Here is a 12,654-nt window from a genome sequence, read left to right as displayed (position 1 = left end):
GGGCGGAACCCTCGTCTCATGAAATGTGCATCAAGGAATGAGCATGATCTCGCGCGGCTTCACCACCATCGAGAATGAATGGATTATACTGAAGGATGGGACGCGGCTTGCCGCGCGCATCTGGATGCCGGATGGCGCTAGCGAAGATCCCGTTCCCGCCGTTTTCGAATTCCTGCCCTATCGCAAGCGGGACGGGACCAGTCTGCGGGACGAGTCGACCTATCCGGTATTCGCGGCCGCAGGCATTGCCGGCGTGCGTGTCGATATCCGCGGATCCGGAGAATCCGACGGGGTCATCGACGGCGAATATACCGAAAGCGAGCTTGCCAATGCCTGCGAGCTGATCGCCTGGATTGCCGCGCAGCCATGGTCGAACGGCGCGGTCGGCATGATGGGCATTTCCTGGGGCGGCTTCAACAGCCTGCAGGTCGCAGCATTGCGCCCGCCGGCGCTGAAGGCCGTCATCTCGATCGCCTCGACCGTCGACCGATACAACGACGACATCCACTACAAGAACGGCTGCCATCTCTCCGCCCAGCTCTCATGGGCGGCGACGATGCTTGGCTACCAGTCGCGGCCGCCCGACCCCGCGCTTGTCGGCGAGCGCTGGAAGGAAATGTGGCTGGAACGCCTGGCAGGCGAACCCTTCTTCATGGAGGAGTGGCTGGCCCATCAGCGGCGCGATGATTTCTGGCGTCATGGCTCGATCTCGGAGGATTTTTCGAGCGTGGAAATCCCGGCGCTGGTCATCGCCGGCTGGGCTGACGGCTATCGCAATACGCCTCTGATGGCGGTCGAAGGCCTGGGCGACAGGGCAAAGGCGCTGATCGGCCCCTGGGTCCACAAGTATCCGCATTTCGCCTGGCCGAAGCCGCGCACCGATTTTCATGGCGAAGCGATCGCCTGGTGGAACAAATGGCTGCGGGGGGAGGACAATGGGATCGACAGGCTGCCGCAGGCCCGCGCCTATATTCTCGATGCCATCCGCCCTGCGCCGCGACGCGACAGCGATCCGGGTTTCTGGATCGCCAAGGATCTCTGGTCGCCGCCGCAGATGCAGTGCTTCTATGTCGAGCAGTTCGGCAAGTTGACGGAAGGCATGCCGATTCCGCACGCGCCCGAACATCCCGTCTATCTCCGCTCTCCGCTCGACACCGGGACGGCATCGGGTGAATATTTCACGCTGAAACCCGATGCGGAAATGGCGATCGATCAACGCTCGGACGATGCCGGCTCGCTAGTCTTCGATTCGATGCCGCTTACGAGGGATCACGACTATCTCGGCCGGCCGGTGCTGACACTTGGCCTGCGCTCCCGGGCGGCAAACGGAAATCTCTGCGCCCGGCTCGTCGATGTCCATCCCGATGGCACGGCAACGCGTGTCGCCTTCGGCGTTGTCAATCTTACCCACCGCGACGGCAATGCCGATCCCAAGCCGCTGATGCCAGGCGAGACGGTGTCGATCCGGCTCGTGCTCGATACTTGCGGTTACCGCTTCCGCAAGGGGCATCGCATCCGCCTTTCGCTTTCCACCGCATATTGGCCGATGATCCTGCCGCCGCCTGATGACGAAGGCATCGAGGTCGATATCGCGGCGCTCGGCCTGGGGCTGCCGGTGCTCGGCGAGCACCAGCGGATCGACATTAAGGAACCGGCCAATCCCGATCCCCTGCCGAAATACATCGAGCACGCGGCCGCCGTAACGAAGCGGCAGGTCGTCCGCGACCTCTCAGCCGCCCGAACGGACTATCACATCCACGAGGATACGGGGCTCACCGAACACCCTGAGACAGGTCTCTCGACCCGGCAATCGCGGGAAGAAGTCTGGTCGATTTCACCCGATAATCCCCAGTCGATGACCGGGACCTCGACCTGGACCTGCGACATGCGCCGCCCCGGCTGGTTCGCCCGGACGGTGGCGACCGCACGGATTGCCTGCACCCGGACCGATTGGATCATCAGCGCTGTCGTCACCGCCTTCGAGGACGACGTGCAGATCTTCGAAAAGGTCTTTGCGGAAAAGCGGATCGCGCGTGACCTGATGTGATCGTTAGGCCATTGCCAAACGCCGGACGGCCTCGCAGACGGCGCGGAAGCCATCGCGTGCGCCATCGCTCATGTGGCGGGCGCGGAGCCAGGCGTGCACCATCTGCGGCTCCTCCCGGAACCAGACTTCAACGCCCTCCGCGGCGAGCCGGGCGGCATAGTGCCGGCCGTCGTCCCGGAGGGGATCGAAATAGGCGACCGTGATGAAGGCCGGCGGCAGTCCGGTAAGCGAAGCTGCCTGCAGCGGCTCGGCGATCTCATTGCCTGCCGGCGCCTGCAGCATCTCACGATAATAAGCGACATCCGCCGTCGTCAGTCCCGGCGCTGCAGCCATTTCGGCATAGGAACCCGCATCGAGGTTCCCGCTGAGCGTCGGGTAGATCAGAACTTGGCCGACGACTCCGGACAGGCCCTCGTCGCGCGCGCGCAATGCAAGGCCCGCCGCCAGATTGGCCCCGGCGCTGTCGCCGATCAACACGACCTTGCTGTTGGCGGAAAGCAGATGCTTCAATACGGTAAAGCCGTCATCCGTCTGCGCCGGCCAGCGATATTCAGGGGCCAGCCGGTAATCGACCGAAACAAGTTCCGCGCCGGCAAAATCGGCGATCTCGGCGCAGATGGCATGATGGCTCTCGAGCGAACCGACAACGAAGCCGCCGCCATGAAGATAGAGCAGAATGGTGCGCGTGCCGATTTTCCGTGGACGGTAACGCCGGATCGGTATGCGCTGGAGCATGCCGTCCGCAAAGATCATCTCCGGGGGCAGCGGGCGGTCGAAACGCGCGCAGAGAGCGTCGTACCAATGTCGCTGCTGTTCGATCGATGCTTGAACGGCGTCTGGCGGATAGAAGGAATCGCAAATCGCGAGAAACTGCAGGATGCCCCTTTCGGTGGGGACAGGCGGTTGAGCGGACATGGAGGTCCTTTCGCGATTTGGGAGATGACAGATCATGTCCCTGGCCGACTCTGTCCTCATCATGCGCCTTTGCGACGGGGACGATCTGTCTGGCCGCGACCCATGGATGTCGCGGCTTTCAAAATTCGCGATAATTTTTTCATCGCCGACCCAAGGAAAGCCATCCGAGAAACGTCTCAATCTCGAAATAGCGTCTTGCTTGGTAGCATGGGGTAGGTGCGGAATTGGACGCGGAGCTCATAGAACGAGCGCAGGTCGGCGACCGGGAGGCCTTTGAGCAACTGGTGTCGCGCCATTATGAATTCGTCCATGCGACGGCGTGGCGGTGGTCGGGCAGTTCCACCGACGCCGACGACATCGCCCAGGAGGTCTGCGTCAAGCTCGGCGCGGCGATCCGCAGCTTTCGCGGCGCCAGCCGCTTCAGGACATGGCTCTATACCCTGACGCTGAACGCTGCCCGCGACCATAGACGCAAGCTTGCACGAGAGGCGCAGACATTCCGCGCTTACGCCGCCGAACCGCAGCAGGATGCGCCGGCCGGAAATGACGACGAGCTATCGAGCGAATTATGGGCAGCCGTGCGCGCCTTGCCGGAAAGGCAATGCGACGCGGTGCTGCTCGTTTACGGCGAAGGTCTCAGTCATTCTGCCGCCGCCGATGTCATGGGCTGCTCGGAGGCGACCGTGTCCTGGCAGGTTCATGAGGCGCGCAAGAGGCTGAAGGCCGTGCTCGGCAAGGAAGAGGTATGACCGTGGACAAGGAACTCGAAAAGCTCTCCCGCCTGACACCGCCGGCCGCGACGTCGGAGGCGCGTGCGCGTGCGCTTGCTGCCGCGATGCAGGCCTTCGACACCGCAGAAAATAATGCGCCGGCCGCCCAAGGAAATGCGAAAGGCTGGCGTCAAAGCTCCATCATCAACTGGATATGGAGCCCTGTCGTGAACAAGAAATTCCTCGCCGGTTCAGCCCTTGCGACACTGCTCGTCATTCCCGCCGCCGGCTATCTCGCGATCGAGCTGACCCGCAACCAATTGCCAATCGTCGACCAGACTGAGATCGCCGGTAACCTTTCGAAGAATAACGCGCCGAAACCGATCGACGAAGCGGCGCGCCAGTCTGCGAAACCCATTACGGTTGTGCCTCAGCTTCGGCCGGCAATCCCCGAAACGAGCGGACTTGCCGAACAACCCGCTGCTGACAGCGCGCCAGCTTTGCAGGACAAGGAGCAGCAAGCCGCCGCGAAATCGGCTGCGTCGCAGCTCCCTGATTTCAGCGCCGACGAGATATCCACTCTCCTGAATAAATCGGAAGGTTCTGCCGCTGCACTCGGAGGGGCCAAACGCTCCGTGCCTGCCGCTCCCGGCATCGCCCCCCAGCAGCAGTTTGCCGAACCGATGGCCGCCATCGCCCCTTCGCCTGCTCCGCCTGCGGAGGGGCGCGTGCAGATGCAGCTCGATCCCAATCGCGAGCGGTTTGCCAATGCGGCGGCCAATCCGATCAAGAGCGTCGCGACGGATCCGGTTTCGACCTTCGCCGCCGACGTCGACAGCGCGTCCTATGCCTTCGCCCGCCGGTCGTTGACCGGCGGGACGATGCCCGATCCGCAATCGGTTCGGGTCGAGGAGATGATCAATTATTTCCCCTATGACTGGCCGGGCCCTGACAATCCCGACCAGCCGTTCAAGGCGACGGTGACTGTCATGCCGACCCCGTGGAACCACGACACGGAATTGATGCATGTGGCGATCAAGGGCTATGACATCGCGCCGGCGACCACGCCGCACGCCAATCTGGTCTTCCTGATCGACGTGTCGGGCTCGATGGACGAGCCGGACAAGCTGCCGCTGCTGAAGAGCGCCTTCCTGCTCCTCGTCAACAGGCTGAAACCCGACGATACCGTCTCGATCGTCACCTATGCCGGCAATGCCGGCACGGTGCTCCAGCCGACACGCGTGGCGGAGAAATCGAAGATCCTGTCGGCGATCGACAGGCTGGAGCCCGGAGGTTCGACTGGCGGCGCAGAAGGCATCGAGGCGGCCTATGACCTTGCCAAACAGGCCTTTGTCAAGGACGGCGTCAACCGGGTGATGCTGGCGACCGATGGCGACTTCAATGTCGGCCCGTCGAGCGATGAGGATTTGAAGCGCATCATCGAGGAAAGACGCAAGGACGGTATCTTCCTCACTGTTCTCGGTTTCGGGCGGGGCAATCTCAACGATTCTCTGATGCAGACGCTGGCGCAGAACGGCAACGGCAGCGCCGCCTATATCGACACCTTGGCCGAGGCGCAAAAGACGCTGGTCGAAGAGGCCGGATCGACGCTGTTTCCGATCGCCAGCGACGTCAAGTTCCAGGTCGAGTTCAACCCGGAACGGATCGCCGAATACCGCTTGATCGGCTACGAGACGCGGGCGCTGAACCGCGAGGATTTCAACAATGACCGCGTCGATGCCGGCGATATCGGCTCCGGCCACAGCGTCACGGCGATTTACGAGATTACGCCCAAGGGAAGCCCCGCGGTGATGAATGACGACCTGCGTTATGGCGCAGCCAATAAGGTGCCGGCCGACACCGCCGACAGCACCCGTCAAGGCGAGCTTGCCTTCGTCAAGATGCGCTACAAGCGGCCGGGAGAGGACAAGAGCGCTCTCATCACCACCCCTGTTAATGACGGCAACGCGGTCGCCACCATCGATGCCGCGCCGCAGGATGTCCGCTTCTCGGTGGCCGTCGCCGCCTTCAGTCAGAAACTGAGCCGCATCGCCGCTCTCGACTCGTATTCCTACCAGGCGATTGCCGATCTCGCCGCGGCATCACGGGGGACTGACACCTTCGGCTACAGGTCGGATTTCCTCAGCCTCGTTCGTTTGGCGGACGGCCTCAGCCAACGATGAGGCAAGACGTAAAAGCCGCGCCAAACGAGAGGCCGTCCCGGAAGGCGGCCTCTTTTCGGCGTTATCCCAGTCTCGACCCGTTGGCGGTGAGATAAACAGCGTAGAGAGACGTGCTCGCGGTGATGAACAGGCGATTCAATTTCTCTCCGCCGAAAGCAACATTGGAGACGCCCTCAGGAATATGGATCTTGCCGATCAACGTTCCATCCGGATCGTAAGCGTGCACACCATCGCCGGCGCTCGTCCATATCCTGCCCTTCCGATCGACGCGAAAACCATCGAACAGACCTGCAGTACATTCTGCGAAAACGCCGAGATCACTCAGCCTTCCCTCATTCGAGACTGCGAGCTTTCTAATATGACGCGGACCGCCGGACAGGTGTGTTGCCCCGGTGTCGGCGATATAAAGCACTGTCTCATCGGGGGAGAAAGCCAGCCCGTTCGGCTTGACGAAATCGGACGCCACTTGATCGGTCGTGCCTGATGCCGGATCATGCCGGTAGACGTGGCATCCGCCGATTTCTTCTGTGCCGTAGTCGCCCTCATAATCGTGGAGGATGCCGTAGCTCGGGTCGGTGAACCAGATGGTTCCATCGGACTTGACGGTGACGTCGTTTGGAGAATTGAGCCGCTTGCCTGCAATTCGATCGGCCAGAACGGTGATCCTGCCGTCGAATTCCGTCCGTGTGACACGGCGCGTCAGATGCTCGCAGGTGATCAGCCGGCCCTGATTGTCGACGGTATTGCCATTCGAATTGTTGCTGGGCGAACGAAATACCGACGTCTGCCCGCTGGTATCGTCGTAGCGCATCATCCGGTTGTTGGGGATATCCGAAAAAACCAGATAACGCCCGGCGGCAAACCAGGCTGGCCCCTCCAGCCAGCGGCCGCCGGTCCAAAGCCGCTCGACGCGGGCGTGACCGACGAAGCAGCTTTCAAAGCGAGGGTCGAGAACCTCAAACCCCGTCCCGTCAATTTGCCCGAACATGATGCTCCTCCATTTTTGCTGAAATTGTTATCGATATCATATTGCCGTGTTTTGACGGCTTCGTACAGATGCCCGATCTGGTGGCGTTTGCGAAAATTCCTAGAGAATGGTGGTTTCTGGGCACTGGAATGGTGTATTGCTGTAATAATATCGATTGTAGGATGATAGCGATAACTTTATCGTTACGAATTACCCAATCAGGAAGCCTTGTGAAAGCGGAGACCAGTGAAAAACGAGGATGAGCCGAAAGACAAACGTCTCAAGCCGGGAGACGCTCAAAAGCTGACGATGGCGGAGGTCGCCAAATATGTCGGCGTTTCTGCCATGACCGTTTCGCGTGCCTTTCGCCAGGATGCGAGCGTTTCCGAGGAGACTCGGAAGCGCATCATGGAGGCCGTCGACGCACTCGGCTATGTGCTCGACCTGTCTGCCGGCAGTCTTTCGTCGAGGCGGAGCGGCTTCATCGCTGCCCTGGTGCCCTCGATCAACAATTCGAATTTTTCCGACACCGCCCGCGGCATGACCGATGCGCTGCAGAATACCGGCCTTCAGCTCCTTCTCGGCTATACCGACTATTCGGCGGAGAAGGAAGAAGAGCTGATCGAGGCGATGCTGCGCCGCCGGCCTGAAGGCATCATCCTGACCGGTGGTTCGCACACGGCGCGCGCGCGGCGCATGCTGGCAAAAGCCGGCATTCCCGTTGTCGAGACCTGGGAGCTTCCGGAAAATCCGATCAATCAGGTCGTCGGCTTTTCCAACAGCGAGGCGATGGCCCTGCTGGTGCGGACGCTTGCCAGTCAGGGATATCGGAAGTTCGGCTATATCGGTGGAACGACGGCGCGCGATACGCGCGGCAGCCAGCGGCGAAGCGGTTTCCAGAGAACAGTCGAAGAACTCGGCCTCGGACCGGGACGAATGATTTCCTTCGGCGTGCCGCCCATCACCATGGAACAGGGCGGCCAGGCGGTCGTCAGCCTGCTGGAGCGCTGGCCGGACACGGAAGTGGTTCTCTGCGTCTCCGACCTTTCGGCCTTCGGGGCCATCATGGAATGCACGCGCAGGGGCATGAAGGTTCCGCGGGACATCGCCATTGCCGGTTTCGGCGATTACGAGATCTCGTCCATATGTCATCCGCGCATCACCACCATCAATGTGGACTGTTACGGCATCGGTCGTCAGGCCGCCGCCCGCCTGCTGGATGCCCTCCATACCGGCGAGGCGACTGGCGATGAGATCACATTGACGAGCTATAAGGTTGTCTTGCGCGAAAGCACGGATCGTAACGGCGCGCCAACCGCTTGAGTACTGCAGCGCCGCGTGTCTTTTCAGACGCGCGGCGCTGTAAAACTTTGAATGGCTGGATAATTTTATCCTCAAATCGATTCCGATTTAAGGAGTGGTGCAGTCGGTCAGAAAGCGATCTGGACTTTCATGGACTTGCTGCGGTCGCTCGCCAATTCGAAGGCGGCAACGGCCTCTTCGATCCCAAAGACACTCGTCAGCAACGGCTTCAGATCGACTCGACGCGCGTTGATCAGTTCGACGGCGAGCGCAAATTCCTCGTGAAAACGGAATGTCCCGCGCATCTCGATTTCCTTCGCAACGATCATGTTTTGCGGAATGGAAACATCGCCGCCAAGGCCGAGCTGCACGAGAATAGCGCGGGGTTTAAGCGTCTCCAGGCCTGCGCGCACGGCTTTCTCATTGCCCGACGCCTCGAACATGACATCGAAATATCCCTTTTCGGCACTGTAGGCCGCAAGGTCGGAAGCATGCGTGGCAACGTTGATGGTTTGGTCGGCGCCGCTGGTGCGGGCAATCGCCAGAACGCTGTCGGTCACGTCGGTCGCGACGATCTCACGGGCGCCGAGGACGCGCGCCGCGACGATCGCCAACATCCCAATGGGGCCGCAACCGGTGACAAGCACCCGTTTGCCGAGCAGCGACCCGGCGCGGTTTGCCGCATGCAGCGTCACGGCAAAGGGCTCGGCAAAGGCTGCCTCATGGATGGAAATGCCGTCCGTAACCTTGTGGCACTGCCAACGCTCTGCCACCAGCCGCTGGCGAAAACCGCCCTGAATATGCGGCATCGGCATGGCGCTGCCGTAAAACCGCATGTTGAGGCAGTGGTTTTGCTGTCCTTTCAGGCAATATTGGCAATGGTTGCACGGCCGGCTCGGGGAAACCGCGACACGGTCTCCGACGGCAAGATCGTCGACGCCGGAGCCCAGCGCCTTGACCGTGCCGGCGATCTCATGGCCAAGGATCATCGGTTCGCGCAGGCGAACAGTGCCAAACCCGCCATGATTGTAATAATGCAGATCGGAACCGCATATGCCGCCGGCTTCGATGGCAATCTCCACCTGCCCGGCGCCCGCAACCTCCGGCTCGCGCTCTTCGATCCTGAGATCCTTGGCGGCATGAATGACGATGGCTTTCATATCGGGACCCTCACACGACGGGAGTTGGAAGCGGGTGACCCGCAAAATGCGCAGCGAGATTATCTCTGACCAGTTGGCCCATGGCCTTGCGGGTCTCGACAGTGCCAGAGCCGTGATGGGGCTGCAACACGACGTTTTGGAGGGTCAGGAAACGTGCATCGATCTTGGGTTCGTTCAGGAAGACGTCAAGGCCCGCAGCCTGAATGGTGCGGTCTTGAAGGGCTGCGATCAGCGCCTCTTCGTCGACGGTCGTTCCGCGCGAAACATTGATCAAGATGCCTTTCGGGCCGAGTGCTTCAAGCACTTCAGCGTTGATGATCTTCATGGTCGCCTCCCCACCGGGGACGATGACGATCAGAAAATCGGCCCAACCGGCAAGCGCGATCAGGTCGGGCTCGTAGGTGTAGGCAACATCCTGGTGATCATGGCGGGCGAAATAGGAGATGTCGCAGCCGAAAGCGGCAGCCCTTCCGGCGATCGCCTTGCCGATCCGCCCCATGCCGGCGATCCCCACCTTCTTGCCCGAGACGCGCGTCACCAGCGGCATGGCAACGCTGCCCCATTGACCGGAGCGGACGAAAACATCGGCCTGCGGGACCTGCCTTGCCGTCGCAAGCAGCAGTCCGATGGCGATATCGGCGACATCTTCGGTGAGCACATCAGGGGTGTTGGTGACGCGAATGCCGTTGGCGCGGGCATAGGACAAGTCGATGGCGTCGGTGCCGACGCCGTAACAGGAGACAATTTCCAGTTTCGGCAATTGCGCCATCAACTCTGCGGACGCTCCGAGTTCGCCACGGGTCGCTATGGCGCGGATATCCTTGCCGACCCTGGAGATCAGCTCCTGCCGGTCTGCCGCTTCCCAGAGGCGATGGATGTGGTAGGTCGCCTCCAGATCCACCATGTCCCATTCCGGATAAGCTCCGGTCATCAAGATTTCTACCTCAGGCATTCCGTTTTCCATCCCGCATTTTGACAGTTGATTATGTTATCGATAACATATAATTCGGAAAAGGGATGTCAAGTGAGTTTCACCGTCAGCGGCAGCGTAAGCCGTCGCCCGCGGCGAGACCGGAGGAGTGATTTGCATGAAGAACTTGTTTGATCTTACCGGACGGCGCGCCCTGATCACCGGCTCGAGCCAGGGGATCGGCTATGCCCTGGCCGAAGGCCTGGCGCAGTATGGCGCCGAGGTGATCATCAACGGCCGCACACCCGAAACCGTCAAACGCGCGGTCGAGAGCCTCAAGGATCAAGGCCTGTCTGCCCATGCGGCGATCTTCGACGTGACCAGCAAGGATGCCGCCAAAGAAGGCATAGACGCGATCGAATCCGATATCGGGCCGCTCGACATCCTGATCAACAATGCCGGCATGCAGTTTCGCACGCCGCTGGAAGATTTCCCGGCGGACAAATGGGAGCTGCTGCTAACCACGAATATTTCGAGCGTGTTTTATGTCGGCCAGGCGGCGGCCAAACCCATGATCGCCCGCGGGCAGGGCAAGATCATCAACATTGCTTCCGTGCAAAGCGAACTGGCGCGCCCCGGCATTGCTCCCTATACGGCGACCAAGGGCGCGGTGCGCAATCTTACCCGCGGCATGTGCGCCGACTGGGCCAAGTACGGCCTGCAGATCAATGCGATTGCGCCGGGCTATTTCAAGACGCCGCTCAATCAGGCGCTTGTCGACAATCCCGAGTTCTCGTCCTGGCTCGAGAAGCGAACGCCGGCCGGACGCTGGGGCAATGTCGAGGAACTGGTCGGCGTCGCCGTTTTCCTGTCGGGCCGGGGCTCGTCCTTCATCAACGGGCACACGCTTTATGTCGACGGCGGCATCACGACCTGCCTCTGATAGAGACGAGACCATGGATTTCGAGAAAAAGGCGCCACCTCTGGCCGTCGTCGTCATGGGCGTCAGTGGCTGCGGTAAATCTTCGGTTGGAGAGCATCTCGCAGCTCGAAACGGCGTGCCGTTTCTGGAGGGCGACCAGCTCCACCCGGCTCAAAACGTCGAGAAGATGGCGCAGGGCATACCGTTGACCGACGACGACCGCCTGCCGTGGCTCGACCGGATCGGCGAGGAAATAAGGACCGCGCAAAAAGTATCGCAAGGGCTGGTGATTTCCTGTTCGGCGCTGAAGAGAAGCTATCGGGACAGGTTGAGTCAAGCGGCGGACGGGCATCTCGCCTTTGTTTTCCTGGAAGGATCCCGCGACCTGTTGCTGTCGCGGATGCAGGCCCGTCAGGGCCATTTCATGCCCGCGACTTTGCTCGACAGCCAGTTGCAGACGCTGGAGCCGCCGACCGGTGAAGCTAATGTCGTGACGGTGGCGATCGATAATGCGTTGGATGATATTGTGGCACTGGCTTGCAAGGGACTGAGCGGCATGGCCGTCAAGGGAGGAGATTATCATGCAGGATGACTACAGAGCAGATGTCGCCGTCATCGGTGCCGGCATCATGGGAACGGCGATCGTCACCCGATTGATCGAAACCGGGCATAAGGTATCGGTCTTCGACCTGGATACCGAAAAAGTTGCGGCTTTGCAGGCCAAGGGCGCGCGCGCGGCCGGCTCCGTGGAGGAAGCGGTCTCATGGTCGACGTTTTGCGTGCTCAGCCTCAATCACGCAAACATCGTCCGCGCTGTCGTCTTCGGCGAAAAGGGCGTTGCGGCGGCGGCGGATGCCGACAAGGTGCTGATCGATATGTCCTCGATCGACCCGGCCGACACGGCCGACATGGCGACGCGGCTGCGTCGAGAAACCGGCATGGCATGGGTGGATTGCCCGCTTTCCGGCGGCGTGCCAGGTGCGCTGAGCGGACGCCTGACGATTATGGCCGGCGGCAGCTCTGAGGATTTCGAACGGGCACGCGTGGTGATGCGGCATCTTGCCGCCAATTACACGCTGATGGGTGTATCCGGCGCGGGGCAGACCACGAAGCTGATCAATCAATTGTTTTGCGCCGTGCTGTTTCAGGCCGTCGCGGAGGCGGTCAAGCTCGCTGAAGCCGGCGGCGTCGATCCGGCCGCCATTCCGGCCGCCCTTGGCGGCGGCAGGGCGGACAGCCGCATATTGCAGGAATTCATGGCTAAATTCGCCGCCCGGGATTTCTCGCCGACAGGCAGAATCGACAACATGTTGAAGGACCTGGATTCGCTTCAAGCCTTTGCGCTGAAGACGAAGACGCCATTGCCGATGACCGGCTCTGTGGTCGAGATCCACCGCCTGCTCTGCGCTGCCGGGCTTGGGCCAAAAGACTCGGCCGAGATGATGCGCCTTCTCGATGGATTTCAGGCCGATTGACGTCAAACTCTCCGAGAAATTCGAGATCGTCATCTTTCCGCTTGACCATCCATAAATGTTATC

The 12,654-nt window shown here is 61.1% G+C and carries 11 protein-coding genes; 7 read left to right on the top strand and 4 right to left on the bottom strand.

The features are described from left to right. Positions 1-43 precede the first annotated feature (43 nt). Positions 44-2,047, top strand: coding sequence for a CocE/NonD family hydrolase (locus tag BA011_RS38080; RefSeq protein WP_065284671.1), 2,004 nt, complete (start codon positions 44-46; stop codon positions 2,045-2,047). 3 nt (positions 2,048-2,050) lie between these two features. On the opposite strand, the gene BA011_RS38075 is transcribed toward BA011_RS38080, so the two are convergent. Continuing rightward, entirely contained in the window at positions 2,051-2,962 is a 912-nt protein-coding gene (locus BA011_RS38075; RefSeq protein ID WP_065284627.1) for an alpha/beta hydrolase, read from the bottom strand. 224 nt (positions 2,963-3,186) lie between these two features. On the opposite strand from BA011_RS38075, the gene BA011_RS38070 reads away from it, so the two are divergent. Continuing rightward, positions 3,187-3,711, top strand: coding sequence for an RNA polymerase sigma factor (locus BA011_RS38070; RefSeq protein WP_065284626.1), 525 nt, complete (start codon positions 3,187-3,189; stop codon positions 3,709-3,711). Continuing rightward, positions 3,708-5,855 (top strand): vWA domain-containing protein, encoded by a 2,148-nt coding sequence (locus tag BA011_RS38065; RefSeq protein ID WP_065284625.1) that lies wholly within the window; start codon positions 3,708-3,710, stop codon positions 5,853-5,855. Before BA011_RS38070 ends, BA011_RS38065 begins: the two co-directional genes overlap by 4 nt. Before the next feature lie 61 nt (positions 5,856-5,916). Here BA011_RS38065 and BA011_RS38060 read toward each other — a convergent pair whose 3' ends face one another. Next, complete coding sequence (locus BA011_RS38060) at positions 5,917-6,843, bottom strand: SMP-30/gluconolactonase/LRE family protein (RefSeq protein ID WP_065284624.1); 927 nt, start codon at positions 6,841-6,843, stop codon at positions 5,917-5,919. Positions 6,844-7,068: 225 nt separating this feature from the next. Between BA011_RS38060 and BA011_RS38055 the strand changes: the two genes are divergently transcribed. After that, on the top strand, positions 7,069-8,145 hold the full coding sequence (locus BA011_RS38055) for a LacI family DNA-binding transcriptional regulator (protein ID WP_065284623.1): 1,077 nt from the start codon (positions 7,069-7,071) through the stop codon (positions 8,143-8,145). 107 nt (positions 8,146-8,252) lie between these two features. Here BA011_RS38055 and BA011_RS38050 read toward each other — a convergent pair whose 3' ends face one another. Both BA011_RS38050 and BA011_RS38045 read right to left on the bottom strand, forming a co-directional pair. Next, the gene (locus BA011_RS38050; RefSeq protein ID WP_065284622.1) at positions 8,253-9,284 is read right to left on the bottom strand and encodes an L-idonate 5-dehydrogenase; all 1,032 of its coding nucleotides are present in this window, start codon (positions 9,282-9,284) and stop codon (positions 8,253-8,255) included. Between the two features lie 10 nt (positions 9,285-9,294). Continuing rightward, positions 9,295-10,236 (bottom strand): 2-hydroxyacid dehydrogenase, encoded by a 942-nt coding sequence (locus BA011_RS38045; protein WP_065284621.1) that lies wholly within the window; start codon positions 10,234-10,236, stop codon positions 9,295-9,297. A gap of 136 nt (positions 10,237-10,372) precedes the next feature. Between BA011_RS38045 and BA011_RS38040 the strand changes: the two genes are divergently transcribed. Genes BA011_RS38040 through BA011_RS38030 form a run of 3 tightly spaced genes read left to right on the top strand, consistent with a single transcriptional unit; the run spans position 10,373 to position 12,591 of the window. Further along, positions 10,373-11,137 (top strand): SDR family oxidoreductase, encoded by a 765-nt coding sequence (locus tag BA011_RS38040; RefSeq protein ID WP_065284620.1) that lies wholly within the window; start codon positions 10,373-10,375, stop codon positions 11,135-11,137. A gap of 13 nt (positions 11,138-11,150) precedes the next feature. Continuing rightward, complete coding sequence (locus BA011_RS38035) at positions 11,151-11,708, top strand: gluconokinase (protein WP_062940402.1); 558 nt, start codon at positions 11,151-11,153, stop codon at positions 11,706-11,708. After that, entirely contained in the window at positions 11,698-12,591 is an 894-nt protein-coding gene (locus BA011_RS38030; RefSeq protein WP_065284619.1) for an NAD(P)-dependent oxidoreductase, read from the top strand. The genes BA011_RS38035 and BA011_RS38030 overlap by 11 nt, the downstream gene beginning before the upstream one ends. Positions 12,592-12,654: the final 63 nt, after the last annotated feature.

Origin of the sequence: Rhizobium leguminosarum, from assembly GCF_001679785.1 — a bacterium.
Lineage (GTDB): Bacteria > Pseudomonadota > Alphaproteobacteria > Rhizobiales > Rhizobiaceae > Rhizobium > Rhizobium leguminosarum_R.
Note: the sequence above shows the minus strand (reverse complement) of the source record. Positions and strands in the feature narration are given on the sequence as shown.